This is a genomic window from Clostridium sp. (genome assembly GCF_051278035.1).
In the GTDB taxonomy this organism is placed as follows: domain Bacteria; phylum Bacillota; class Clostridia; order Clostridiales; family Clostridiaceae; genus Clostridium_AD.
This window is the reverse complement of sequence record NZ_JBNMNU010000048.1, coordinates 1-26193: the sequence shown is the minus strand read 5'-3', so window position 1 is coordinate 26193 and position 26193 is coordinate 1. Positions and strand designations below refer to the sequence as shown.

Genomic DNA, 26193 nt, shown 5'->3' with positions numbered 1-26193 from the left:
TGGACAAAATTATTTTTATTCATAAAAATGGCAGTAAAGCTTGTAAAAAAATAGCAGTTGATGAAAAACTGAAAATGATGTAAGAGGAGATAAAAAATGAACTTTAAGGATACATTGCAAAGCGTTGGTCTTGTTATAGAAACAGATGAAGTACCTCTAATTGTTGGGGAAAGCGGTATAGGGAAAACTGCATTAGCTAAAGAGCTTGCTAAAAAGAAAGGTTGGAGCCTTGTTATTATAGATGGAAACCTTTTGAAAGAAGGAGAAATAGGTGGACTTCCGACAGTTGAGGATTATACTTTAAAAGAGGATACAGGGCAGGTTACTACTAAGAAAGGGACTGTTTATGCAATTCACACGAAGTTACAGGAAATAGATAGTTTAATACATGATGGCAAAGAAGTATTTTTATTTATAGATGAAATAAACCGCTGTGAGCATACGGTGCAACAGGAACTTATGAATCTTATATTAAATAGGGAGATAAATGGCTACAAGCTCGACGATAAAGTGAAAATTGCAGCTGCCATGAATCCTTCTAGTAAGTATGGAGAAGACCTTGATTATCAAGTAGTTGATATGGATGCAGCACAAGAAAATAGGTTTGTTTGGCTGTATATGGAAAGTGATTCGAAATCTTGGCTAACCTGGGCTACCCAAAATAGCATAGAGCAAAAGGTTGTAGAGTTTATATCTACTTTTCCAGAATATTTACACAGTAACGAAAAGGATGAGCAGTTAAAAGCAACCCCTAGGAGCTTCGAACGAGTTTCTAAAAGCTACAAGATATATAAGGAAAAAAAAGATATAATTCCTAAAAGAATATTCTTGAATATATTAAAAGGAAATTTAGGAAGTAGAATAGCTCATGAATTTATGACATTTACAGAGGAGAATAATAAACCGCTTATTTCTTATGAAGAGGTGTTTGGTTTTGAAGAATTATCACAAGATGTAAGGGAAAAGATAAAAGTAGAAAGTCACACTAGATTATATCTTATAGCAAAGAATATTTTATATGTATTAGAAAATAAGGAGCTTTTAAGTTTTGATATAACAAGGTTTGTAGAATTCCTAGAGGTTTATCCTGTGGACTTAGGTATAGGCATTATGCAGGATGTTAAAGAAAGTTACAAGGAAATTTATAAATTATGTCTAGAAAATGAGGCTTTTGTTGAAATGTATTTTAGTGCATATAATGAAATAAAAGGCTAGGTGGTATTGTGGGAAAAAAATTTGAAACACTGAAAAGTTCGCTATATGATGAGATTTCTAACGTGAAGTCAATAGAAGATATGCCGAAAAATTTTATAGAAGATTTCTTTAAACTACTAGAACAAGTGAATTTTATGCTCATTGAGGACAAGGAGAATTTTTATGGGTATTTTTTGCTGCAAATGTCTAGGGAGTTAAAGTATAATATAACTTCGCCTACAGCTGTTAATTTTAAGCTATCTAGGTATGTGATTTACTTTAATCCCTATATGTTTTTAAACCTCACAGGGGATCAGATGAAAAGCACTATAAAACATGAAATATATCATATACTATCATTTCACTTAAATCGTGCAAGTAGTCTTAAAGCAAATTATAGCAACTTGGCTATTAATATGGCAATGGATATAGTAGTGAATCAATATTTAGATTATCTTCCACCTTATGCTACGACTTTGGACAGTATAAACTTTAAATATAGTTTAAAGTTAAAGCCTTATATGGCTATGGAGTATTATGTGGATGAGATTCAAGCAGCGTTAAACCTACTTTCGGAAGAAGATGAAAGTGAAAAAGATGAATCTAAAGTCATGAACATAGAAAAGGAATATGATGTTTCAAGCACTCATGATTTATGGGAACAATCTACAGAGGTAGATGATGCTACTCTTAAAGACTTTACTGAAAAATTGGTGCAAGTTTCAGAAAAGGGTTCTGTTCCTCTTTATTTACAGGGTATTATCAAAGCGTTAAAGGGTAATAAAAGTCAAATTCCTTGGAATATATATTTAAAAAAATTATTGGGAACGCTAGAAGGTGACAGAAAAAAGACTGTTTCTCGTAGAAGTAGACGTCAACCTAATAGACTAGATTTAAGGGGAGAGCTTAGGGGTCATATAGCTAGGATTACACTTGCAATTGATATAAGTGGTAGCATAAGTGATGAGGAATTTTATGGAGCAATAAAGGAAGTTTTTAATATTGTAAAGACTTACAAACATGAAATAACCCTTATTGAGTGTGATACAGAAATAAGGCAATTATACAAGGTGAAGTCTCCGAGCAATATAAGAGAAAGAAGTATTACTGGTGGTGGTACAAAGTTTACTCCTGTTTTTTCGTATGTAAACAATACAGATACAAATATACTAATATATTTTACAGATGGAAAGGGAGAAGAAACCTTAGGAGTAATGCCAAAAGGTTATAAAGTATTGTGGGTTATATCAGGCCGTGGTGATAAGCTTTCATTAAGGGAGCCTATTGGGACTTTAAAAAAATTAAAACCTGTAGAAATAAAGGAAGACACTGACGAAAGATTGGATGTAATGGTGGATGGATTTTCTGGCAATAATCATGAACCAATTATTTAATAGCTATATTTAACTAGAAAAGATATAATTAAAGTGTTCATGGGTAAGATTATACTATGAATAATCAAATACGTAAGAGGCGGATATATATATGAAAAATATAAAGATGATATTAGAATATGATGGAAGTAGATATAAAGGGTACCAAAAGCAAGCAGATAACGAGCTAACTGTGGAAGGTAAAATAGAAAGTGTTTTGTCTAAAATGTCAGGTGCAATGGTTAAGGTTAATGGCTGTGAGAGAACTGATGTAGGAGTGCATGCTGAAAATTACATGGCGAATTTTCATACTGATTGTGATTTAAGTATGGAAGCTATGCTAGATTATCTACATGAATTTTTACCACGGGATATAGTGGCAAAATCTATGGAAGAAGCAAGTGAAAAATTTCATGCAGCATATAACATAAAATCAAAAACTTATGTATACAAAATAAATAATAATGAACTAAGAAATGTATTCAACAGAAAATATGTTTATCATAGCGAGATGAAACTTAATTTAGAAGAGATGAAAACTGCAGCAGAATATTTAGTCGGATGTCATGATTTTCAGGGGTTTGCTACTGTAGCGGAGAATACTAGATCAACTACTGAAACTATTAATTATATAAATATAGTAGAAATAAATGGTATGATTGAAATTGAAATTAATGCAAATGATTTTTTGTGGAATATGGCAAGAATTATTATAGCAAGCCTTTTAGATGTAGGTGAAGGAAAACTTAATGTAGACGATATAGAAACATTGTTAACTGAAAAGACTGAGTCAAAATATACTTTAATGGCTAAAACAAAAGGGCTGGCTTTAAGAAGTGTTGAATACTAGAAACTATAAGCACAAATTCGAATAAAAACAATGGAAAAAATATTTTTAATTATTTTTTTAATTGTTTTTTTTAAAATTAACAAGTTATACCAAGTAGGGGTATAATATGTGGTTGTGTTTATAATCAGACTGTGATAGAATAAAAACTAATTTATAAGATAAACTACCTAGGGTAGAGGTGCTATGTCTAAGAGTACTTATTTGGAGCTGACAGGCTAAGATGAATAAGAAAAGGAGACACGGCCGAAGAAAATATATGTAAAAGTATTTTCTGGGTATACGCATAATATGTGTATACTTGTCACTGATTTTTAGTGGGGAGCTACAAGGTACACGAGGTTTGTATAAAAACATGTATTTTTATACAGCAAAGGTGTTCCTTTGCTGTATTTATTTTTTTTGGAAACTAAGTGGAAATATTTGTAGGAATAATTCTATAAGTATTAGCAGTTTTTTTGATAAGCAAAATTAATCAGTGTACAGGTTAGGCACACTAGATATTGATCGGAGTGGTTAAATTATGGGAGTAGTTGTTCAGAAATATGGTGGTTCCTCTTTAGGGTCTACAGAAAAAATTAAAGCTATTGCACAAGGTATAGTGGTTAGAAAAAAGCAAAATACAGATGTAGTTATAGTTGTATCCGCTATGGGCGACACTACAGATGATTTATTATCAATGTCAAAAAATATAACAGAGGAACCAGATAAGAGGGAATTAGATGCACTATTGTCAACAGGAGAAATAATTTCAAGTGCACTTTTAGCCATGGCAATTAAGAGTTTGGGGTATGATGCCATAAGCTACACTGCATATCAGATTGGGATTCAGACTAGTGGACAATATGGTAAGGCATTAATTAAAGATATACAGGATAAGAAGATTAAGAAGAGTTTAAAGGAAGGCAAGATTGTAATAGTTGCTGGCTTTCAAGGAGTAAACGGAGATGGTGATGTCACAACACTAGGAAGAGGTGGATCTGATACCACTGCCGTAGCATTAGCTGTGAAACTTTGTGGTAGCTGTGAAATATACACTGATGTTGATGGAATATATAGTGTGGATCCTAGAGCATATGCTGAAGCTAAGAAACTAGATGAAATAGAATACGAAGAAATGTTAGAATTAGCAAGTTTGGGAGCCCAAATAATGCACTCGAGGTCTATAGAGCTTGCTCAAAAATATGGTATACCTATATATGTGGGCCGCAGTAATGGTAATATTGTAGGAACTTTAATTCGGGAGGTAAAAGACGTGAATATGGAAAAAAAACCAGTAACAGGAATAGCAACTAGCGATGAGGATGTGGCAGTCACGCTGCAACATATTACTAAAGATGTGAATATATTAGCTACTATATTTGAAAATATAGGGCATAAAAGAATTAATATTGATATGATAAGTCAAACTTCATCTATGGATGGAAAAATGAATGTATCCTTTACAATTCCTAAAGATAGTTTAAAGGAAAGTTTAAAAATTATAGATGATTTGATTGTAGATAATAGCGTTATAGTTGACGAGGACATAACTAAATTTTCAATGGTGGGACTTGGAATGAAGACTACATCAGGAGTAGCGGCTAGAATGTTCAGGGTTTTTAACGAAAACAACATAGAAATTAAAATGATTACTACATCAGAAATAAGAATTACCTGTGCTATTAAAACAGAAGACAAATTAAATGCGATACAGTTTATTGCAAAGGAATTTAACTTATAAATAAGAAAGTTAGAAGGAGGAATTTAATTGAAATTTTTTGGCGATATGAAGGCTCTGAATAATAAATTAAATATTGCAGGGGTTAGTGCAGTCGATCTAGCTAAGGAATATGGCACACCTCTTTATGTAATGGATGAACAGCTTATTAGGGATAATTGTAGAAGATTCTTTACTTCTTTTAAAGCATCTGAAAGACAAAATAAAATAGCATATGCAGGAAAAGCATTTTTAACTATAGCCATGTGTGAAATTATAAAAAGCGAAGGCTTGTTTTTAGATGTAGTTTCAGGGGGGGAATTATATACAGCTTATAAGGCTGATTTTCCATTAGAAAAGGTCTATTTCCATGGTAATAATAAAACTATTGATGAAATCTACATGGCAGTAAAACTTGGAGTAGGAACTTTTGTGGTAGACAATTCTAAAGAAATTGAAATAGTTAATGAAGCAGCAAAGGAAAAAGGCATTATACAAAGGATTATTCTTAGAATTACTCCAGGAATAGAAGCTCACACTCATGAGTACATAAAGACCGGACAAATCGATTCAAAGTTTGGATTTACTACATTAAATAATGAGTTAGAAGGGATTGTAAAAACTGTTTTAAATCTTTCAAATATAAAACTTGCAGGACTACACTGTCATATAGGGTCTCAAATTTTCGAGTTAGAACCTTATAGAGACGCTGTGAGAATAATGACGTCTATAATTAAAGACATTAAAGAAAAATTTAGTTACGATATAGAAGAATTAGATTTAGGTGGAGGTTTTGGTGTTTATTATAATAAGGGTGATGAGCCTAAAGAAATAGAGGAATTCTGCAGAGTAATAATAGAGGAAACTAATATTAAGTGTAAAGAGTATAAAATAAAACATCCTATTCTTGTAATAGAACCTGGGAGATCCATTGTAGCTAATGCTGGGATTACATTATATACGGTGGGTGCTATAAAGGATATACCTCTAGTTAGGAAATATGTGGCAGTGGATGGTGGAATGACAGATAATATAAGACCAGCCTTATATAATGCAGAATATCAATGCGTACTCGTAAGTAAAGTAAGTGAACCTTGCATGGAAGTAGTTACAATAGCAGGTAAGTGCTGCGAGAGTGGAGATATATTAATAGAGGGTGTGAAACTTCCAAAGGTTACTACTGGGGACATTATTGCTGTTCTTACAACGGGTGCTTATGGATATTCAATGAGCAATAACTATAATAAAATACCTAAGGCTCCTGTAGTTTTAGTAAGTAAAGGTCACCATAGACTTATATGTAAAAGACAAACTTATAAAGATATGATTAGCAATGAAGTGTGCTTATAAATAGCGAAGTATGATATTCCTCCTGCGTGGCTTGCAAACGAGCTTAAAACAGGAAATTACATTAAGAAATTCTAACCTTTTGAAAATATAAAATTCTCGTGAGACTACCGTCTTGGCAGTCTCACGAGAATTTTCTATTGGTAAACGAAGAATTTCTGAATTACATATTACAACGTTTCTTTTAAAAAATATTCAAGGGCTTCATAGCTTACAACAGATCTTAACGATTGAATGCGTTTAATTTCATCATCATCAAATCCAGCGACACCATTTTGCAGTAAAAAAGTATTATAATCTCTTTCAATTGCACCATTGTAAGTAAATAGGACACAATGTTCTACTGCAAATCCACTTACAATAATACAGTCTACACCTTCACTCTTTAGAAGAGTATCTAGCTCTGTTTTCCAAAAGGCATTGCTATAAGTTTTATGTATAAAAAAATCATTTTCTGATACTACTAATTCTTCCACACATTTAAAGCCCTCAGTCTCTTCTCCCCCTGCTTCAACGTCCTGTATGATTATCACAGGATGTTTTTTCTTGCGGAAATATTCACTGATTTCATTAATATATTCTACTGCTTTTTCAAAGGACGCATTACAAGACGTGTCTTCTTTACAATTTTTTTACATGTCTATTATTAAAAGTGCTACTTTTGACATAATGTCTTCCTCCTATCACTATTATTTGAAATTCCCTTATTAATCGAAAGCTAGAGTACAACTGATAAAAAGTATGTAAGTCTACCCCGATAATTCACTATTTCAATCTTAGTTCTAACGTTTATTCAATATATTTAAAAAGTTTTCCTTCTTATCAATACTGCCGAAGATTCTTATTGGAATAATATAAGCCATTACAGCACTAACGTATATAAATATATGCGCTTCAGATTCAACGACTTTTTCAATTAAATTATAGCTTGTTTCACTGAATTCAGTTTTATCAACGACACCTTCTTCTGTATATGAAAAGGTGTGATTCCCAAGAATACCAGTGGTTTTACCTTCTTCAAGCATCTTTGAAATGTTTCTTTCTACAGAGTTCTTTAAAAATCTAGGATAATAAATAATCCATAATACAGATGAGATTATAAAAACTCCAAACCAATACCATAAAGGTATGTCGGTAATTTTTACTAGAAACATAGGCAAAATGAAAAATATAATTGGGATAAAAAATCTTTGAATAAATAAGGAACGTTTCATTGTTATTGAATGATTCATATGGTGAATATTAAAATCGATGTAGTCTTGCTTAGTTATTTCATATTCTAATTTCATATAACCTCCCCCCTATAACTGAATATAGATGGATTTGTGACGTTGGTGCCTGGTATTATAACTCTAGATGATATCAGCATTGTCATTTTATTATTAGTTAGTCAAGGAGTACAAGGATATTATACCATTACTTTCATTTTATGTGTACAAACCATTACATAATTGATTAGCACCTATATAAAAACAACCTAGATTAACTTTCGTTAAACTAGGTTGTTTTACTGAACCCCGAGATAATCCCTATCTAAAGTCATTAACGCATTGTAATTAGGGTGTAATTTCTTAATCTCAATATTTATGTCGTCTTTTAATTTTACTTCATCATCCTCTGTAAAAGCCTTATTAAAATCAATTACAGCATCAAATATTAAATTTTTATAATCACCCTCTCCTACAATTCTAAAATCATGAATCGACTTTATTGAGGGGAAAGATTCTAATACCGTTAAAAGCCTTAATCGTGATGCATTAACCTCTTTATCATCTATATTTAACGGATCCATATGAATAACTAGATATATTTCAAACTCTGTGGAAATTTCTTTTTCAGCTTTGTCGATGATCTCATGTATTTTAACTATAGAAATATCACAAGGGACTTCTGCGTGAATAGAAGCCATGCATCTACCAGGCCCATAGTTATGTATAACTAAGTCATGGGCACCTGTAATATAGTCGTAGGATAGCAACTTTGATTGAAGCCCCTTAACAAGCTCTTCATCTGGAGCCTCACCGAGCAATGGATTCATTGTATCTTTTATAAGTGAATAACCAGCATATATTATAAAAAATGATACCAATATTCCTATGTAACCATCTATTGGAAAGTCAATCCAAATAGATAGAAGAAGTGATAGCGCAACGCAGCTCGAACTAACTACGTCACTTAATGCATCGAAGGAAGAAGCCTGTAGAGCAGAGGAGTTTATAGCCTTTCCTATAGTCTTATTAAATATACTAATCCAAATTTTAAAACCTATAGACACTAAAATTAATATAAAAGGTATAAGGTTGAAAATTACTTTTGATGGATGAGTTATTCTACCATAGGAAGTCTTAATTAATTCAAAACCCACTAGTATTACCAAAAAAGAAACTATAAGTCCAGAAATATATTCAAGCCTCCCATGACCAAAAGGATGCTCCTTATCCGCAGGTTTTTCAGCTAACTTAAATCCTAAAATTGTAATAACTGAAGAGGCTACGTCTGATAAATTGTTAAAGGCATCCGCAGTAACAGCTATACTATTTACGAGGATGCCTATGGATAGCTTTGTAACAAAAAGGAGTAAGTTTACTATTATCCCAACTAAACCGCCAAGGTAACCATAAGCCACTCTTACTTTTTTATTATTAGTGTCTCCAGAATTTCTTATAAATTTTGCAATTAAAAATTTTGATAACATATTTTCACCTCTGACTTATAGTATAATTAAAACAAAAAAAATTAAACATGTATTTAGCAATTAATTATATCATTAAATTATATCATTAAATTAGAAATTATAGAAATTATATCTAAACATTTGTTATACTAGTAAAATAGATAAGTATGATATTTATTTAAATTAAAATACATTGGAGGAATATATATGAGTAAAGAATTAGAATTTGCCCAAGATCTTATTGATTATATTTATGATAGTCCAACAGCTTTTCATGCTGTAGCAAAGGCTAAGGAAGATTTATTCAAAGAAGGTTTTATTGAAATTAGAGAAGAAGAAAAGTGGAGCCTTGAAAAAGGAGGAAAGTATTTCATAACTAAAAACGATTCAGCATTAACTGCTTTTGTGGTTGGAAAGGGAGATGTTGAAAAAACTGGATTTAAGATTATTGCAGCTCATACAGATTCGCCTAGCTTTAGAATAAAACCATTACCAGAAATGGTGGTTGATAATACATACGTAAGATTAAACACAGAAGCTTATGGCGGACTTATATTAAATACTTGGATGGATAGGCCACTAGCAGTAGCTGGGAGAGTAACTCTTAGAAGTGATAATATTCTATATCCAGAAACAAGACTTGTGAATATTAATAAGCCTATAATGATAATTCCTAATTTAGCTATTCATATGAACAGAGATATAAATACTGGGATTGAATTAAATAAACAAAAGGATACCTTGCCACTACTTTCAATGGTAAGCGAAGAATTAGAAAAAAACAATTACCTTATGAGCGCAATTGCAAATGAACTATCTGTAGAACAGGAGAAAATTATAGATTTCGATTTATTCCTATATGAATACGAAAAGGGATCAATTATAGGGCTAAATAATGAATTTATTTCAAGCTCAAGACTAGATGATTTAGCTATGGTTCATGCTGGGATAAGAGCACTATGTAAAGTAGACGCTGTAGAGGCAACAAATGTAATGGTTTGTTTTGATAACGAAGAGGTAGGAAGCGCAACTAAGCAAGGTGCTGATTCAAATATGCTTGTTGATATCTTAGAGCGCATCACAATATCATTAGATAAAAACCGCGAAGATTTTTTAAGAGCTATTTCTAAATCCTTTATAATATCTGCTGATAATGCACATGCAGTTCATCCTAATAGTCCAGAAAAGAATGATCCAACAAATAAACCTTATCTGAATAAAGGTCCAGTTATAAAAGTTAGCGCGAGTCAAAGTTACACTACCGATAGTAATTCTGATGCGGTTTATGAATTAGTTTGTGAAAAAGCTGGTGTTCCAGTACAAAAATTTGTTAATCGATCTGATACCCGTGGAGGTTCAACTATAGGACCGATCTCTTCGACTCATTTAAATATACGCTCAGTGGATATTGGTAGCCCAACTCTAGCCATGCATTCTATAAGAGAACTTGGGGGGGTAATAGACCATACTTATGTAACAAAATCTTTTAAGGGATTTTATGAAATCTAACACAAGAAGTATAAAAGAACTCACGATTTTTAAATTGTGAGTTCTTTTTTTTATTTTCATTGATAATTAATGGGTTAATTGGTGATAATAAATAAAGTCAATCCTAAAATTCACAAATAATATTTACGAAAGCGTTGAAAGGGTGGTTAGAGTGCTGTATATTACATTTGGAGCAATAGTTGCATTATGTATTTTAGTATACATATCTGTAAGAAAAAATATAAATTATTATAGAGAGGAAAATCTACTAAAAGATATCCCAAGCATAAATGTGAATAGGGAAGATTTAGAAAAACATGCATTTGAAATAGCACGTTATTATTCTGATATCAAAAGTACTAATTGTAAGAAAAAACTTATTAGTAATCTAGATAGGAGTTACGAAAAAATCTTAAGTGGGTACGGTAAAATATATAAAGAAGAAAAAAATAAAAAAGAGGTATTGCCTGCTGCAGAATGGCTTTTAGATAACCTTTATTTGATAGAGAAGGAGTATAAAAACATAAAATATAATATGCCACAAACATATTATAATGACTTGCCAGTGATATACAAAGGTGTTATGAGGGGATATCCGAGAGTTTATCATATTGCCGTAGAAATAGTATCCCACACAGATGGTAGAGTAGATGAGAGTGTTATAGAAAATTTTATTCATGCCTATCAAAACAGTACCGCACTTACTAGTGGTGAGCTTTGGGCTATTCCTATAATGCTACGAATAGCCTTAATACAAAATATAAGTAAAATAACTGAGAAAATTGTTAAGGCAGAGCAGGATAAAAAGCAAGCAGAACTAGTTGCAGAGAAGTTAATTAATGCTTTTAACGAGGGCAAAATTGTCACAGAGATATCATTATTGGATAGTCATAATCTTACATTTAATCCTCATTTCACGGAAAGATTATTGAAGTTGCTTCGGGATAGTGGTATCGATTCTGAAGAAGTTTATCATTATGTAGATGAGAAACTTGGAGCGCAAGAAACAAGTTTAGAGAGAACAATATTCTTAGAACATCAAATTGAAGCTAATTTTCAAATATCTATGGGGAATTCTATCAATAGTATAAGAGTTATTGAGGGTCTAAACTGGAAAAATTATTTTGAAAAGTTAAGTACTCTTGAAAGTGTTTTAAGGGAGGATACTAGCTGTACTTACGCAGAAATGGATTTTCAATCTAGAGATAAATATAGGCATATAATAGAAAAAATATCTAAACATACAAAGCTTCCAGAGTCTTATATAGCAAAAAAGGCCATCGAATGTTGTAATGAGTGTGAAATTACAGAAAATAATTCCTATAAAAGGCATGTAGGGTATTATTTAATTGATGATGGACTAAGTGAATTAAAGGAGAAAATAGGGTATAAGAACAATCTCATACAAGGGATTAAAGATAGAATTAGGAAGAATAAAGAAAATTTTTATATTGGTACTATTGTTGTATTTACAATGATAATAGTATGTCTATTTATTGTGTTTAGTCTATTAAATGATAGGTCCATATCACTATGGAGATATGTTTTAGCTACAATTGTTATATTAGTGCCGTGTAGCGAAATTACAATATCAATTTTTAACTGGAGTGTAAATGTTTTGGGTTCTCCTTCATTTATACCCAAAATGGCTTTTAGAGAAGCAATACCAGAAAAATATAGTACAGTGGTTGTAATTCCAACCATATTAAACAATCCATCTAGGGTAAGAGATTTGGTACATGATTTAGAAATATGCTATTTAGCCAATGCACAAAGAAACCTTTATTTCGCATTGCTAGGAGATTTTGTGGATAGTGATGCTTTAGAGGGATCTGGAGATAGTGAAGTAGTAAAAGAGGGATTACTGGCAATAGAAGCATTAAATAAAAAATATTGTAAAAACGAACAAAAGATATTTTTCTTTTTAAATAGATATAGACAGTTTAATGAAAAAGAAAACAAGTGGATTGGATGGGAAAGAAAACGTGGAAAGCTTATGGAGTTTAATGAGTTTTTGAGAGGCGCAGAAAATACTAGTTATAATGTAGTAAGCAGTAATGCAGAGCATCTTCAATCGGTTAAATACGTTATTACTTTAGATGCGGACACAAAGCTTCCAAGGGACGCTGCTAAGAAACTAATAGGGGCCATGGCACATCCACTAAATAATGCTGTAATAAATCATAGTAAAAAGACTGTGGACAGAGGATATGGAGTTATGCAGCCACGGGTAGGGGTATCTATTGTTTCTGCAAACAAAACTCTATTTTCAAAGATATTTTCTGGTGAAACAGGTATAGATATGTATACCTCTGCCATTTCTGACGTATATCAGGATTTATTTGGCGAGGGTATTTTTACTGGAAAGGGAATTTATGATGTAGATGTTTTCAATTATATGTTAAAGGATGAGATACCTGAAAACACTATATTAAGTCACGATCTATTAGAGGGCTCATATGTTAGGACTGCTTTAGTTACAGATGTGGAGTTCATAGATGGATATCCATCCTATTACAATTCAAGTTCTATGAGATTACACAGATGGACTAGGGGAGATTGGCAATTACTTCCTTGGCTTAAAAAATCTTCACCTCTAAGTAAAATATCAAAATGGAAAATAATAGATAATTTACGTAGGAGTCTATTAGCACCCTCTATAACAATTTTACTTATACTTACTTTAAGTGGAATATTACCTGACGGCACAGATAAATGGTTTATTACAGCATTTGTTGCGCTTTTAGCACCTATACTTTTTGATGTGAGTGAGGCTGTAGTTTCTCCTGCTAAAGGTATAAGCTTAGTGGGGAAAATACAAAATAGTAAGATGGCTATAGAGCAGGTATTTCTAATTTTTTGCTTTATACCTTATCAAGCATATCTTATGGTAGATGCCATAATTAGGACCTTATACAGGTTAACTATAAGTAAAAAAAATCTATTGGAATGGCAGACTGCAGCAGATGTTGAAGTGAAACTCGGGAAAAAACTCAAAAACTTTATAGCATCCATGTGGGTAGGTAGTGCAATTTCACTTTTGATTTTATTTCTAGCATTCAAATTAGATGCGAGTATTGGGTTCATTAGTATACCTTCCTGTACACTTTGGTTCCTAAGTCCTGTAATTGCTTATGTTATAAGTAAAGACAGAGAGATTTTAGACTTTGAAATAGCGGAAGAAGAGAAGATATTTCTCCGGAAATTAAGTAGAAAAACTTGGGCGTATTTTCAAGATTTTATTAATGAGGAAAATAACTTCCTTGGACCGGATAATTACCAAGAGAATCCACCAAATGGTGTGGCACATAGAACTTCGCCAACGGACATGGGTATGGGTTTAACTGCAAATTTAGTTGCTTATGATTTAGGATATATAGGAACCATAGATGTTGTAAGTAGAATAGGGAAAATCATTACTTCAATGGAGGATATGGCTACCTACAAAGGTCATTTTTATAATTGGTACGATACTACTAACAAGGAACCATTATACCCTAGATACGTATCCACTGTGGATAGTGGGAATTTAGTTGGTTATCTATGGGTAGTATCAGAGACGCTAGAGGAGTATTTGGGAAACCCAATATTTAATCCTCAGCAAGTTAAGGGTTTGCAAGATACAATGAGGCTTGCTAGTGTAGAAATAGAAGCAAATGTTGAATTAAGTGAATTATATAAAGCAACAATAGGTGATATAGACAATAATACAATAGATTTTAAATCATGGGAAAGATTACTTATAGACTTAGAAAGTAAAATTATAGGAGAAGAAAAAATTCAATTAGAAAAAGATTTATATTGGGATAAAAAGTTAAAAGGTGATCTAAATAGGTTTTTAGAGGAAATAAATGAATTTTTTCCTTGGTCACATTTTACCGACTCCAAAAACATTAATTTAGACCTTAGTAACTCTTTACTTTCTATAATTGAAAAAACAGCTTTAATAAATATTCCAGATAAAATAACAAAAGTGCTAAATATAATAAATAGTAAGTCGAAGAAGGATAAATCAATATCAGAATTAAAAATTATGCTACAAAATACAAAAGAAAAATCCCAATTAATTATTGAAGACATAGAGAAATTAAAGGAAAGAATAAATTCTATGGCAGAGGCTACAGATTTTAAAATGTTGTATGATAAGAACAGAGAACTATTTAGCATTGGATATGACGTGGAGAATGATAGTTTAGGTAGGAGCTATTATGATTTATTAGCATCTGAGTCGAGGCAGGCTAGCTTTATTGCTATAGCAAAAGGTGACGTTCCTAAAAAACATTGGTTTGTGCTTGGAAGATCCATGACTCTTATGGGGAAAGGTAAGGGATTAGTTTCTTGGAGTGGAACCATGTTCGAATATTTGATGCCCCTTCTCATAATGAAAAATTATCCGGGAACAATGCTAGATGAAACCTATAAAGCTGTAATTGAGGCACAAAGGAAATATTGTGATGAGAGAGGTGTGCCTTTTGGAATATCTGAATCTGCATATTATAATTTTGATGTAAATTCAAATTATCAATATAAGGCTTTTGGGATAGCTGGAGTAGGACTTAAACAAGGATTGTCGGATGAACTGGTTGTTTCTCCATATTCCAGTATTATGGCACTTCAAACTGATTTTGTAGGAGCTTATAATAATCTTAAAAAGCTAATTGATGAAGGGTTAGAGGGGATTTATGGGTTTTATGAGGCTATCGATTATACTGAAAATAGAGTACCTAAGGAAGAATCTAAGGCAATTATTAAGTGCTTTATGATTCATCATGAAGGCATGAGTTTAATGGCTTTAGATAATGTGTTGTCAAATAATGTTTTCCAAAAGAGGTTCCATAGGATTCCAAAGGTGAAAGCTACAGAATTACTACTTCAAGAAAGAGTTTCTAAGAGAGTTGTGTATGATAGAGAACATAAATTCAATCTATCAGATACAATTATTGGAAAACAAAAGATTATAGTTAGGAAATATACTACAGCTAAAACAGAGTCACCAGAAACACATTTGATTTCTAATGGAAATTATTCATTAATGATTTCTAATAGTGGTGCAGGATATGCTTTAAGAAATAGAACAATGATTTATAGGTGGAAGGAAGAGGTGACTAAAGATAATACGGGAATGTTTATATACATAAAAGATGTGTATGAAAATGAGTACTTTAGTGCAACCTACGAACCATGTAAAAAGGAAGGTGATAGTTATGAAGTAACTTTTGCCTTGGATAAAGCTGAGTTCACAAGGAGTGACAGTAGTATTACAACTAGAACGGAAATTACTGTATCTACGGAAGATGATTCAGAAGTGAGAAGATTAACAATTACAAATCATGGAACAGGGAGTAAAAATATAGAAATAACCAGTTATTTTGAAGTAACGTTAGCTCATTATGATGCAGATATAGTACATCCTGCTTTTGGTAATTTGTTTGTAAAGACAGAGTATATAGATAATCCTAGTTGCATATTAGCAACTAGAAGACCTAGGGCTAAGGGTAAAAAACAACCTTGGCTTATGCAAACTGTTGCAACAGACGGAACTACAGTAGGAACTGTTCAATATGAGACTAGCCGAGTAAATTTTATAGGTCGTGGTGAAAATACAACGCATCCTGTAAGCATGATGGAAAACTCAATTTTATCTAATACTGTAGGGGCGGTGCTTGACCCTATAGTGTCTATAAGAAGAAGGGTTAAGATAAAGGCTGGTGAAACTTGTGTTATAGCTTTCACTACAGCAATAGCGAGTAGTAAAGATGAAGTAATAAGTTTGGCTAAAAAATATAGCGAACTTCACAATGTAAATAGAGTATTTGAGCTAGTTTGGAGTCAAACTCAAGTGGATATGAAATATTATGGTCTTAAATCTACCCAAGCAAATTTATATCAAGTGATGGCTTCTAAAATACTGTTTTTAAACTCTACTTATAAAGAAAGAAGTGAATATATAAAGAATGTAAAAAAAGGTCAGTTTTCTCTTTGGGCATATGGTATTTCAGGAGATTTGCCTATAATTCTCCTGATAGCAAGAGAAAGTAAAGATAAAGACTTAGTTCGCCAACTTTTGAATGCCCATGAGTACCTTAGTCTTAAAGGGTTGAAAGTTGATTTGGTTATAATAAATCTTCAAAAAGTCACATATGATCAACCTCTACAAACTGATATTAAAGACTTGGTGGGAAGTAGTCACTTAAGAGGTAAAGAAAATAAACCAGGTGGGCTCTTTATACTTAATAAGGCTACCATCTTGGATGAGGATATAGAGCTTTTAATAGCTATATCACGAATAGTTATAGATTCATGCAAGGGAATGTTAGTATCTCAAATTCACAATAATAGTAAACGAATCGAAAAGCAACCATTATTAGAGAAAATAGAAAATAAGCTTACATTTGATCCACACAAGTTTAATATAGAGCAGTTAGCGTTTTTTAATGACTTGGGAGGATTTAATGTAGAAAATGAAAACTATACTATTCTACTTAAAGATTTTAATAATACACCAGCGCCTTGGATAAATGTAATTTCAAATGGTGATTTTGGATTTCATGTATCAGAAGGTGGATCAGCATACACTTGGCATAAGAATAGCCGCGAAAATAAAATTACTACTTGGTCCAATGACTCGGTAAGTGATGAATGTTCAGAAGCTATATACCTTAGAGACGAAACTTTTGGCAATGTGTGGAGTATAACACCTAAACCTATAAGGGATGGTGGAGAATACTTAATAGAGCATGGCTTTGGGCATTCGAATTTTAAACATGAGGCTTTTGGAATCATGGGAGAAGTAACTATGTTTGTGCCTATGAATCATAATCTTAAGTTATGCAAGATAAAACTTGTAAATAATAGCGATATAGCTAGAGAACTATCTATAACCTACTATGCAGAGCTTGTTATGGGGGTTGTACCTCAACATACTGCTGAGCATATTGTTACCTTCTTGGATGAAGAGAATAAATATATATATGCCACAAATACTTATAGTCAGCACTTTGGTAAATTAAATGCTTTCTTAAAATTATTTGGTGGTGTAGATCAAAGCTTTACTGGTGATAAGGGTGAATTTTTAGGTAGAGGAGGAAGTGTAGAGAACCCATCTGCGCTAAAAAGAGTTAGACTTTCAAACAATGTTGGAGTTGGATTAGATCCATGCCTAGCAGTTACTTCAAAAATTCATTTAGAGCCGAATATGGAGATAGAACTCGTAGCTATGCTAGGTGAGGATGAGAACTTAGAAAATATTTCCAATACTATTGTGGAATTTGAAGATCTAAAAAAAGTGGATTCTGAATTAGAAGCAGTTAAGGAATATTGGAATAAGTTACTTCATACTATCCAGGTTAAGACTCCAGATAAAAGTATGGATTTAATGCTTAATGGATGGCTTATGTATCAAACTATAGTATGCAGATTATGGGCAAGGACGGCCTTTTACCAGTCTGGTGGAGCTTATGGATTTAGAGATCAGCTTCAAGATGTTATTCCTGTAAGTTTAATAGAACCTAGTATGACCAAAAGACAAATTATATACAGTGCTTCAAGACAGTTTGTTGAAGGAGATGTGCAACATTGGTGGCATCCAGTTGTAGATAGCGGAATAAGAACTAGATTTTCCGATGACTTATTATGGCTACCTTTTGTAACTATGGAGTATATAAAAAACACTGGAGATTTTGCTATTCTTGATGAGCAGGCTGGATATTTAATGGATACGCCACTAGCCGAAGGAGAAGACGAAAGATATAATATCTCAGGAAAAGCAGATTTTACAGGAAGCATATACGAACATTGCATAAAAGCTATAGATAAAAGTCTTAAATTTGGTGTCCATAACATACCTCTAATGGGAAGTGGAGATTGGAATGACGGAATGAGCACCGTAGGAAACAAGGGAAAAGGTGAAAGTGTGTGGCTAGGATGGTTCTTATATGATATCCTAGGGAGCTTTGCTGGAGCCTCCAAATATAAAAACGATGATGAAATTTCGAAGAGATATAAGGACATGCAAGAGTATATAAGGGTAAACCTTGAAGATAATGCGTGGGATGGTGATTGGTACAGGAGAGCATATTTTGACGATGGAACGCCACTCGGTTCATCTGAAAACGAAGAATGTCAGATAGATTCTCTATCTCAATCATGGTCGGTTATATCGGGAGCTGCAAATAGTGAAAGAGCAGCGAAGGCTATGAAGTCATTAGAACATTATTTAATAAAAGAGGATAAAGGTATGATTCTTCTTCTTACTCCACCTTTTAACAAATCTAATTTGGAGCCAGGATATATCAAGGGCTATGTACCTGGAGTTAGGGAAAATGGCGGCCAATATACGCATGCAGCAACGTGGGTAATCCTTGCTTTAGCTAAACTTTCAAAAACTGATAAGGCGGCAAAGCTTTATAATATGATAAACCCGATTAATCATACAAAAACAATCTTTGAGTGTGAGAAATATAAAACTGAGCCTTATGTAATGTCGGCTGATGTTTACGGGAAAGAACCTCATGTAGGACGAGGTGGATGGAGTTGGTATACTGGCACATCAGGATGGATGTATACAACAGGGATAGAAGCTATCTTAGGGTTTAAATTAAAGGAGGGAAAAGGATTTACCATAGAACCTTGTGTTCCAGATGAATGGGATCATTATGAGATTATTTATAAAAAAGATAAATTTGAATATCGGATAGAGGTTAAACGCCAGGGCGAAAAAGGTATTTGGCTTAATGGTAAATTATGCGAGAATGGATTGATACCATTTATTGATGGAGTGCATAAAGTAGAGGTGATAATTTAAAAAGAGGAAGGATGACTTCCAAGTAGAAGTCATCCTTTCATCATTTTAATTTTAGAAAAAGCTAATCTTCTATATCTGGAATTTCGTTTCCGCCGTAATAAGTATAGTCAAATTCCGCATTAGATATATTCATAGAAACGATAGGGTCAGTTACTGGATCTGGAAGCATTGTAGAATCCGTTTCTGAATAAGACCTTATATCTGATGGTTCTAATTCATAAAAATCTCTTTGATATGGTGCATACACTTTTGTTTTTTCCTTAGACATTTTAATACCTCCTTTTGTATATATAATATATTTGTACATATAGTGTTCCATATAAGAGACAAAAAAATGGAGGTAATATTAGGTACATTAAAATCAATGTTAATATTGGATATAATAAATTGGTTTAGCTAAAAATAAAGATAAATGGTTAACTTTTATTAAAAAAGAGGAAAGGTTTAAGAAATCTAGAATATATATAATTATTATCAATAAATAATTGTTATGGATTAAAGGTGATAATGTATTTTTTAGAACTTAAATTTAAAGGAGGAATAAAAATGACTAAGGCAAGAGAAATTTATAAATGTGAAGTGTGTGGTAATATTGTTGAAGTGGTTCATAATGCTGCAGGAACTTTAGTTTGTTGTGGCAAACCAATGACACTAAAATCAGAAAACACTCAAGATGCAGCAGTTGAAAAACATGTTCCTGTAATTGAAAAAATAGAAGGCGGAATTAGAGTTTTGGTTGGAGCAATAGAACACCCAATGACAGAGGATCATCATATTGAATTTATTGAAGTACATACAGAAAATAAGGTGTACAGAAAATATCTAAAACCAGGTGAAAAACCAGTAGCAGAATTTAAATTAGTAGAAGAAGTTTTATACGTACGCGAATACTGTAATTTACATGGTCTTTGGAAAGCATAAATTTAAATTTTTATTGACAATTTACCACGATAGGAATATCATAATTTAAAGACATTTTAAAAATTTATATCGTTATAGTCGTTGATGAGAAGTAAGTAGATTTGAAAACAGATTTACAGAGAGTCGTAGATAGTGGAATTACGATAATTATGATTAAGTTGAATGGGTCTCTAAGACTCGGGATGAAGTACAGTAATCCTTGACGTAAGCCTTACGTTACAAAGGTAGGATATCTTAGTGTATCTGTTTTAGCAGAAGCTGTAATGTAGCTTCTAAGTATTAGGTGGTACCGTGTATATGCGCCCTATGGATTTATCCATAGGGCTTTTTTATTTTTTAAAATTTAAAAAATTATTTGTAGGAGATGATTATTTTGGAAGGCGCTAAAAAAGTTATATTTAGTGGAATTAAACCTTCTGGTGACTTAACCCTTGGAAATTACATTGGGGCTATAAAAAACTGGGTTAAATTACAAGAAGATTATGAATGCTATTTTTGCGTGGTTGATTTACACGCCATTACAGTAAAACAAGAACCAAAGGATTTAAGAAAAAGGACATTAGAAATATTAGCTATTTATCTGGCTTCGGGTATTGATCCTGAAAAAAACACTTTATTCATTCAATCACATATTCCCGCACACAGTGAGGCTGGATGGCTTTTAACTTGTTCCACTTACATGGGAGAATTGAGTAGAATGACGCAATACAAAGATAAATCTAAGAATAGTGGAGAAAGTATATCAGCGGGTTTATTTATTTATCCGGTTCTTATGGCGGCAGATATTTTGTTATATCAAACAAATTTAGTGCCTGTAGGAAAAGATCAACTTCAACATCTTGAAATTGCGAGAGATATAGGAGAAAGATTCAATAAAACTTATAGCGATACCTTTGTAATACCTGAACCTTATATACCTAAAACAGGTGCTAAGATAATGGACTTGCAAGACCCATCTAAAAAAATGTCTAAATCAGAAGAGAACGTTAATGGATATATTTTAATAATGGACCCACCAGAAGTTATAAGGAAAAAAGTTAATAGAGCAGTTACAGATAGCTTAGGCGAAGTTAAGTACAATGATGAGCAATTAGGGGTTAAAAACTTAATGACAATACTAATGACTATAACTGGCAAGTCTGTACAGGAAATAGAAGGAAAGTATGAAGGCTTAGGCTATGCGGAGTTTAAAAGTGATGTGGCAGAAGCAATAGTGTCAGAGCTTGAACCTGTACAAATTAAGATAAAGGAGTATATAGGCAATAAAGATTACTTAGAGGGGATTTACAAAAAGGGTGCTGAGAAGGCTAATTATGTTGCTAATAAGACGCTAAGGAAAATGCAAAAGAAAATAGGATTCATACCAAGGTAGAGGGGTATAAAATTTCTCCTTCGTGCCTTGCAAAAGGAGCTTGAAACCTGAAATTCTATTAAGAAATTCTAATCTTTTGCTCATATATAATTCTCTAACACTCACATTCGCCTTCCTGGCTCAGGTTCGCTAGCCTGCCGTCCTGGCAGGCTTACGAGAATTATACATTCGCAAAAGAAGAATTTCTAAATAAAATTTCAATGTTTCTGCGCTTCTTATTGCAAGTCACTTCGGAGAAAATTAATACTGGTGTGCAATAGTCCCCTACGGGGCAAGGTAGAAGAGATTTGGATAGGGAATTTCTTGCCGTCCTGTGAGGCTTACGAGAGTTTTACATTCGCAAAAGAAGAATTTCTAAATGAAATTTCAATGTTTCTACGCTTCTTATTGCAAGTCACTTCGGAGAAAATTAATACTGGTATGCAATAGTCCCCTACGGGGGAAGGCAAAAAAAGCTTGAAAGCTGAAATGCCACTTTAGAGAAGTTTAATACTATTATGCCTATGCCCCTAAGGGGCAGGGCAAATGGGTTTGGGATAAGAAATTAAAAAAATAAAGTGAAGTTACAAATATCTTAATCATTGTTAAGATATTTTGTGGCTTTTTCTTTATATTGTACAAGTCTAGTTGACATATATGCTCATAAAAGCTAAAATCAATAGGTAGAGAATTTAGTGAAAAATTTTAAAATTGCTAGGAACTTAGAGAGTAATTTTAGGAAAATATAAATATTTCAAAAAGGAGAATGATAACTTTGCTGGATTACATAAAAGAGATTCAAAAGAGAAGAACGTTTGCTATAATATCCCATCCAGATGCTGGTAAAACTACACTTACAGAAAAATTATTATTATATGGAGGCGCTATAAGGCTTGCAGGTTCAGTTAAAGCTAGAAAAGCTTCTAAACATGCAGTTTCTGACTGGATGGAAATAGAAAAACAAAGAGGTATTTCGGTTACGTCTTCAGTTATGCAATTTAATTATAATGATTTTTGTATAAATATACTTGATACACCAGGACATCAAGACTTTAGTGAAGATACTTACAGAACACTTATGGCTGCAGATAGTGCAGTAATGGTTATTGATGCGGCAAAAGGAATAGAGGAACAAACAAGAAAATTGTTCAATGTATGTAGTATGAGAGAAATACCTATTTTCACCTTTGTTAATAAGATGGATAGAGAGGCTAAAGATATCTTTTCACTTATGGAAGAGATAGAAAACGAGCTTGGAATTAAATCTTACCCAATAAATTGGCCTATAGGTTGTGGGAAAGATTTTAAAGGTGTTTATGATAGAATAACAAAGGAAATTATTGTTTTCGATGATGGAAAACATGGTCAAATAGAAGCTAAAGAAACAAAAATTAGTATTGATGATGAAAGGGCAATTGAATTTATCGGTGAGGATTATTATGATAAGCTTATGGAAGATATCGAGCTTTTAGATGTAGCAGGAGATGACTTTGATTTGGTAAAAGTTGCTGCAGGGGAACTTACCCCAGTATTTTTTGGGAGTGCTTTAACTAATTTTGGGGTTGAACCTTTTTTAAATAATTTTCTAAAAATAACATCAGTACCATTATCAAGAAATTCTACCATAGGAAAAATTGATGTTTTTGGTAAGGATTTTTCTGCTTTTGTATTTAAAATACAGGCAAACATGAATAAATCTCATAGGGATAGAATGGCTTTTATGAGGATTTGCTCTGGAGAATTTGTTAAGGGTATGGATGTTTATCATATGCAAGGCGGTAATAAAATAAAACTTGCTCAACCTCAACAATTTTTAGCTCAAGATAGAGAGATAGTGGATTCAGCTTATGCAGGAGATATTATTGGAGTTTTTGATCCAGGTATATTTAGCATAGGTGATACAATATGTCCTTCTTCAAATAAATTTAAGTTCGATGGAATACCAATTTTTGCACCAGAACATTTTGCAAGGGTGAGAGCTGTTGATACCATGAAGAGAAAGCAATTTATAAAGGGTGTAACACAAATAGCTCAAGAAGGTGCAATCCAAGTATTTAAGGAACTTCATATTGGAGTCGAACAAATTATAGTTGGAGTTGTAGGGGTTCTTCAGTTTGAAGTGCTAGAATTCAGACTTAAAGACGAATATAATGTGGATATTAAGATGGATAGGTTAGCATTTACACAGATAAGATGGATTGAAAATAGTAATATAGACAAGGAAAAACTTAATTTGACTAGTGATACTAGAATAGTTAAAGACTTTAAGGATAGAGACCTATTAGTATTCCAAAACGAATGGGCTATTAGATGGGCGCTAGATCATAATAAGGGCCTTGTTTTATCAGACATGGGTAAGAGTGACGATTAGAAAAATGTTATAAAAAGTAAAAGAAAAATCTCTTGAAAATATTTCAAGAGATTTTTTTTATTTGAAATTTTTACATGATTTTTCTTCGACTAGAGAAAGCATCAATTACAAATACAATAGCAGCAACTACTAGTAGAACATTAATTAAATTTCCACCTATGCTGAGGAGTATTCCAATTAACCAAAATAAAACTACAAAGCCACCTAACCAACGTAAAAAAGTCACAGAATCACCTCCATGTATTTAAAAACAATTTAATAGAGACTAAAAAATGTCTGTTAAAGCTTTGACTTGTAATTTTTTTGATAATAAATACTAGATATAGTATGTATTACTTTAGCAATGTATATGCAAGATATAAATGGGATTATATTTTAAAAAAGTGTATGCATACATTTGATAAAAAAAATAAATTGTATATAATGATATTAAACAAAGTTTTAAAACATACTAAATTTTAGGGGGGCAAACATGGAAGGTAGATTATCAAAAGCTAAAACAATTGACATAGTACAAATTGGAATTATGGGTGCAATTATATACAGCGCAACATATTTAATTAAAATACCAGTGGGAAATAGTGCCGTATTTCATATAGGAGACAGTATGGTATATTTAGCGGCAATATTACTAGGAAAGAAAAAGGGCTTTATAGCTGCGGCCCTAGGCATGACTATATTTGATTTAACAACTCCTTATTTTTTCTGGGCACCTTTTACATTGATTATAAAAGGTGGAATGGCATACCTTACAGCTGTTATAGCATACAGAAAGGGTTACAGTGGGGATAATATTTGGAATAATTTATTTGCATTTATAATAGCAGGCATATGGATGGTTCTTGGATATTTAGTTTCAGGTTTTTTAGTATATAAACTAACTACTAATAGTCCACTAGTTGCCTTTGCAGATATACCTGCAAATATAGGTCAAGTTATAGTAGGTATTGCTCTTGCTCTGCCATTATCACTAGCTTTGACTAAAAATAATAAAAAACATGAATTTATAAGATAGAAAAAATGCTTAGAATATAAATATATTTTAAGCATTTTTGAATTAATTATATTTTTTGAATATGAGTTTTTTTATTTTTTGTTTTATAGTAAAACACACTGAAAATTATTGTTGGTATTAATATGAAACTTATTACAGATAAGTAGACATATAAATTTAAGAACTTATAAACTAGTATTATATTAGCGGAAATGAAATAGGAAAACATAAATACAATTAATGTAACAATGTATACGGAGTATTTATTAAGCAGTGATAAGTATTTTAATACAATTAGGGTAGCATTTAGTGTTAAAAAATATTTTACAAACCACCCACCTACCATTTGCAGCATCACGTAAAACTCTCCACCCTCTAAAAAATCAAAATAACTAGCTAGCTGAGTTTGTATAAGCTTTGGATAATTAATCCTAAGAGTTCTAACTTCTCCGAAGGTAGATAAAACACCTATGTTTGCAACAATTTCCATTTGTATTACTATTAATATAGCAATAATGCTATACTTTGTGATTTTGGATTTATTAGTTACTTTAGATAAAAATGGAATACAAATAGCTATACTACCATAACATCCTAGCGCTTTTATTATAGACAGAATAAAAGATGTGGTTACGCCATCTGCCATTATGGGAAGTAGATAATGATAATCTTTATATTTAGCTGTAAGAACTGCTAAAGTCATGCCTGCCAACATAGTAAGAAACATAACCGTAATGGTAACTATGCTTATTGCCCTAGTGCCTTTCTTTGTGATATAAATACTGGGTAATAATATAAATAGTAGAAAAACCCAAGTAGGAGTATCTGTCATTAAATTTACGTTCAACGCATTTGATTCTACTGAAGAACTCTCTATTAAGGTGATAATTAAAGTTATGATAAACAATATCAAAAAAATATTTCCCATTGTTTTACCTAAGGCTTTATGATATATTTTTTTCATATCATAGCAATTTCTTTTGTTACAAATGGAAAGTATATAAGTGAAATAAAAAAATATAATAATTGATGCTATAGTAACGGAAATCCAGGAATCTCTACCTGCATTTGCAATGAACACATTAGGGTAAGTTTTCATTGCTACAATGGAAGTTCCCCAAATAAAAAACA

The 26193-nt window shown here is 32.2% G+C and carries 16 protein-coding genes, 1 pseudogene and 1 riboswitch; of the genes and pseudogenes, 11 read left to right on the top strand and 6 right to left on the bottom strand.

Annotated elements, in window-relative coordinates:
* Positions 1-96 precede the first annotated feature (96 nt).
* The 5 genes from ACJAX4_RS09245 to lysA all read left to right on the top strand — a co-directional run bounded on the left by ACJAX4_RS09245 (position 97) and on the right by lysA (position 6463).
* Positions 97-1215 (top strand): ATP-binding protein, encoded by a 1119-nt coding sequence (locus tag ACJAX4_RS09245; protein ID WP_435789173.1) that lies wholly within the window; start codon positions 97-99, stop codon positions 1213-1215.
* 8 nt (positions 1216-1223) lie between these two features.
* Positions 1224-2588, top strand: a complete 1365-nt coding sequence (locus tag ACJAX4_RS09240) for a vWA domain-containing protein (protein WP_435789172.1) — start codon at positions 1224-1226, stop codon at positions 2586-2588.
* 91 nt (positions 2589-2679) lie between these two features.
* A complete protein-coding gene (truA, locus tag ACJAX4_RS09235) occupies positions 2680-3417 on the top strand; it encodes a tRNA pseudouridine(38-40) synthase TruA (protein WP_435789171.1) in 738 nt (245 codons plus the stop codon).
* A 165-nt stretch (positions 3418-3582) separates the two neighbouring features.
* A riboswitch (Lysine riboswitch) is annotated at positions 3583-3750 on the top strand.
* 187 nt (positions 3751-3937) lie between these two features.
* Positions 3938-5137, top strand: a complete 1200-nt coding sequence (locus ACJAX4_RS09230) for an aspartate kinase (RefSeq protein ID WP_435789170.1) — start codon at positions 3938-3940, stop codon at positions 5135-5137.
* Positions 5138-5164: 27 nt separating this feature from the next.
* Positions 5165-6463 carry a diaminopimelate decarboxylase gene (lysA, locus tag ACJAX4_RS09225; RefSeq protein WP_435789169.1) on the top strand — a complete coding sequence of 433 codons (1299 nt, stop codon included), beginning with the start codon at positions 5165-5167 and terminating at the stop codon, positions 6461-6463.
* A gap of 167 nt (positions 6464-6630) precedes the next feature.
* On the opposite strand, the pseudogene ACJAX4_RS09220 reads toward lysA, so the two are convergent.
* The 3 genes and pseudogenes from ACJAX4_RS09220 to ACJAX4_RS09210 all read right to left on the bottom strand — a co-directional run.
* Positions 6631-7056, bottom strand: a pseudogene (locus tag ACJAX4_RS09220) (cysteine hydrolase family protein); the annotation flags it as partial.
* A gap of 186 nt (positions 7057-7242) precedes the next feature.
* Complete coding sequence (locus tag ACJAX4_RS09215; RefSeq protein WP_435789168.1) at positions 7243-7749, bottom strand: YcxB family protein; 507 nt, start codon at positions 7747-7749, stop codon at positions 7243-7245.
* Between the two features lie 218 nt (positions 7750-7967).
* On the bottom strand, positions 7968-9155 hold the full coding sequence (locus ACJAX4_RS09210) for a cation diffusion facilitator family transporter (RefSeq protein ID WP_435789167.1): 1188 nt from the start codon (positions 9153-9155) through the stop codon (positions 7968-7970).
* 186 nt (positions 9156-9341) lie between these two features.
* Between ACJAX4_RS09210 and ACJAX4_RS09205 the strand changes: the two genes are divergently transcribed.
* Both ACJAX4_RS09205 and ACJAX4_RS09200 read left to right on the top strand, forming a co-directional pair.
* The gene (locus ACJAX4_RS09205) at positions 9342-10643 is read left to right on the top strand and encodes a M18 family aminopeptidase (RefSeq protein WP_435789166.1); all 1302 of its coding nucleotides are present in this window, start codon (positions 9342-9344) and stop codon (positions 10641-10643) included.
* Positions 10644-10794: 151 nt separating this feature from the next.
* Positions 10795-19425: a GH36-type glycosyl hydrolase domain-containing protein gene (locus ACJAX4_RS09200; protein WP_435789165.1), complete on the top strand. Its 8631-nt coding sequence runs from the start codon at positions 10795-10797 to the stop codon at positions 19423-19425.
* A 61-nt stretch (positions 19426-19486) separates the two neighbouring features.
* On the opposite strand, the gene ACJAX4_RS09195 is transcribed toward ACJAX4_RS09200, so the two are convergent.
* Complete coding sequence (locus tag ACJAX4_RS09195; protein WP_435789164.1) at positions 19487-19693, bottom strand: hypothetical protein; 207 nt, start codon at positions 19691-19693, stop codon at positions 19487-19489.
* Between the two features lie 278 nt (positions 19694-19971).
* On the opposite strand from ACJAX4_RS09195, the gene ACJAX4_RS09190 reads away from it, so the two are divergent.
* From ACJAX4_RS09190 to ACJAX4_RS09180, 3 genes are all read left to right on the top strand, one after another.
* Positions 19972-20346, top strand: coding sequence for a desulfoferrodoxin (locus tag ACJAX4_RS09190; RefSeq protein WP_435789163.1), 375 nt, complete (start codon positions 19972-19974; stop codon positions 20344-20346).
* 373 nt (positions 20347-20719) lie between these two features.
* Positions 20720-21718: a tryptophan--tRNA ligase gene (gene trpS / locus ACJAX4_RS09185; protein WP_435789162.1), complete on the top strand. Its 999-nt coding sequence runs from the start codon at positions 20720-20722 to the stop codon at positions 21716-21718.
* A gap of 754 nt (positions 21719-22472) precedes the next feature.
* The gene (locus ACJAX4_RS09180; RefSeq protein WP_435789161.1) at positions 22473-24068 is read left to right on the top strand and encodes a peptide chain release factor 3; all 1596 of its coding nucleotides are present in this window, start codon (positions 22473-22475) and stop codon (positions 24066-24068) included.
* Between the two features lie 70 nt (positions 24069-24138).
* Here the strand turns inward: ACJAX4_RS09180 and ACJAX4_RS09175 are convergent, their stop codons facing one another.
* On the bottom strand, positions 24139-24294 hold the full coding sequence (locus ACJAX4_RS09175) for a DUF5670 family protein (RefSeq protein ID WP_435789160.1): 156 nt from the start codon (positions 24292-24294) through the stop codon (positions 24139-24141).
* A gap of 246 nt (positions 24295-24540) precedes the next feature.
* On the opposite strand from ACJAX4_RS09175, the gene ACJAX4_RS09170 reads away from it, so the two are divergent.
* The gene (locus ACJAX4_RS09170) at positions 24541-25083 is read left to right on the top strand and encodes an ECF transporter S component (protein ID WP_435789159.1); all 543 of its coding nucleotides are present in this window, start codon (positions 24541-24543) and stop codon (positions 25081-25083) included.
* Positions 25084-25129: 46 nt separating this feature from the next.
* Here ACJAX4_RS09170 and ACJAX4_RS09165 read toward each other — a convergent pair.
* The coding region (locus ACJAX4_RS09165) for a GerAB/ArcD/ProY family transporter (protein ID WP_435789158.1) at positions 25130-26193 on the bottom strand (1064 nt) is incomplete at its 5' end.

Coding starts and splice junctions, on each gene's coding strand:
- ACJAX4_RS09245 (WP_435789173.1), top strand. CDS start 97: ATGAACTTTAAGGATACATTGCAAAGCGTTGGTCTTGTTATAGAAACA.
- truA (WP_435789171.1), top strand. CDS start 2,680: ATGAAAAATATAAAGATGATATTAGAATATGATGGAAGTAGATATAAA.
- ACJAX4_RS09230 (WP_435789170.1), top strand. CDS start 3,938: ATGGGAGTAGTTGTTCAGAAATATGGTGGTTCCTCTTTAGGGTCTACA.
- ACJAX4_RS09215 (WP_435789168.1), bottom strand. CDS start 7,749: ATGAAATTAGAATATGAAATAACTAAGCAAGACTACATCGATTTTAAT.
- ACJAX4_RS09210 (WP_435789167.1), bottom strand. CDS start 9,155: ATGTTATCAAAATTTTTAATTGCAAAATTTATAAGAAATTCTGGAGAC.
- ACJAX4_RS09205 (WP_435789166.1), top strand. CDS start 9,342: ATGAGTAAAGAATTAGAATTTGCCCAAGATCTTATTGATTATATTTAT.
- ACJAX4_RS09195 (WP_435789164.1), bottom strand. CDS start 19,693: ATGTCTAAGGAAAAAACAAAAGTGTATGCACCATATCAAAGAGATTTT.
- ACJAX4_RS09190 (WP_435789163.1), top strand. CDS start 19,972: ATGACTAAGGCAAGAGAAATTTATAAATGTGAAGTGTGTGGTAATATT.
- ACJAX4_RS09170 (WP_435789159.1), top strand. CDS start 24,541: ATGGAAGGTAGATTATCAAAAGCTAAAACAATTGACATAGTACAAATT.